The following is a 1,168-nucleotide window of genomic DNA, read 5'->3' on the forward strand; positions in this document are numbered from 1 at the left end:
TTCTGAAATTCTACTGTTTCTCGGTGTTTCTAATTACTTAGTTTAATAGGGAATACATCTCTAATTAAATATACTGCTTTAACTCCTCAATGGACTCTATATCAAATATATCTCCATTAATTTTTTCTATCTTTTCTAAAGGTAATTTGAGTATAGACTCTATTATATTCTCTGGAATATCCTTAAACTTTTTCCTTAAAAGTTTTATAGTACTTTTAGCTAAAGCGCTTTTTGCTTCTTGCCTACCTTCTTCTCTTCCTTCATCTCTAGCACCCTGAAGTCTACTTTTCTCATCCCTTATAGCTTTATCTCTCATCTCAGCTAGTTGTATTAACTCTTTATCTCCACTGATGTTGTATAGAACATCCATTGCTTCCTTAATTTCAGCATCTTCCTTTTTCATTATATCTATCTCCTTTCCCTCTGGATTTATTAAAAAGCTTAACCATCTATGCAACTTATTATTATAGTCTTTCTTTGATTTTTCGAACTTCTTAAGCTCTATAAAATGAATTTCAACAATATCACTTAGTAATTTCTTTGTCATGTCTTCATATAGATGATAACTACTGTGGAATTTCTCATCATTAATATAATCAAAATCTAAGATATTTATAGTTATAGTTTTATTAAGTTGATTATAATTATCTCCTTTAACCAACTGTTTTAATATCATTTTTGATAAGTAAAATCCCTTTAACAAAAGGAGACTCATTGTCATATACATTCCAATGAGTTAGTTCCACTTAACCAAATGTAAAATTCGGAGTGTCACTTATATTATACTGATTTATCAGCTGTATTTCTACATTTATATGAGTACTATTTTCTGTTGTTACATTAATATCTAAAATACTTAGCTTTTCACTGGCAATCAAAGATACATTTAGTGCTTTCTCTTCTAAAGTAATACTTTTTATTTTTCCATTTCCCATGGGTTCTAGTACAGAATTTAAGAAGCTTATTAATAGTTTTTCATTCTCTTTTACTCCGAATATTTTTTGAAATACAACATCATTTTTAGGGTTTAATAATTTGTTCATGTCTCAATTCCTTCTTAGTTTATTACTATTTAAATTATTAACACAAACATTTGTTCTTATTCTCGTTCGGGAAATATTTTGTATGATTTAACTTAAAATTAGAATACATAAAAAACAGCAGAATT

2 protein-coding genes are annotated in these 1,168 nt (G+C 27.5%); both read right to left on the reverse strand.

The features are described 5' to 3' along the window. Positions 1 to 64: 64 nt before the first annotated feature. Positions 65 to 721: an Rpn family recombination-promoting nuclease/putative transposase gene (locus tag B2671_RS03230; protein ID WP_346869134.1), complete on the reverse strand. Its 657-nt coding sequence runs from the start codon at positions 719 to 721 to the stop codon at positions 65 to 67. Positions 722 to 746: 25 nt separating this feature from the next. Further along, positions 747 to 1,043 carry an Rpn family recombination-promoting nuclease/putative transposase gene (locus B2671_RS03235; protein WP_346869135.1) on the reverse strand — a complete coding sequence of 99 codons (297 nt, stop codon included), beginning with the start codon at positions 1,041 to 1,043 and terminating at the stop codon, positions 747 to 749. Positions 1,044 to 1,168: the final 125 nt, after the last annotated feature.

Origin of the sequence: Clostridium sp. UBA5119 (genome assembly GCF_002414285.1) — a bacterium.
Taxonomy (GTDB): Bacteria; Bacillota; Clostridia; order Clostridiales; family Clostridiaceae; genus Clostridium_J; species Clostridium_J sulfidigenes.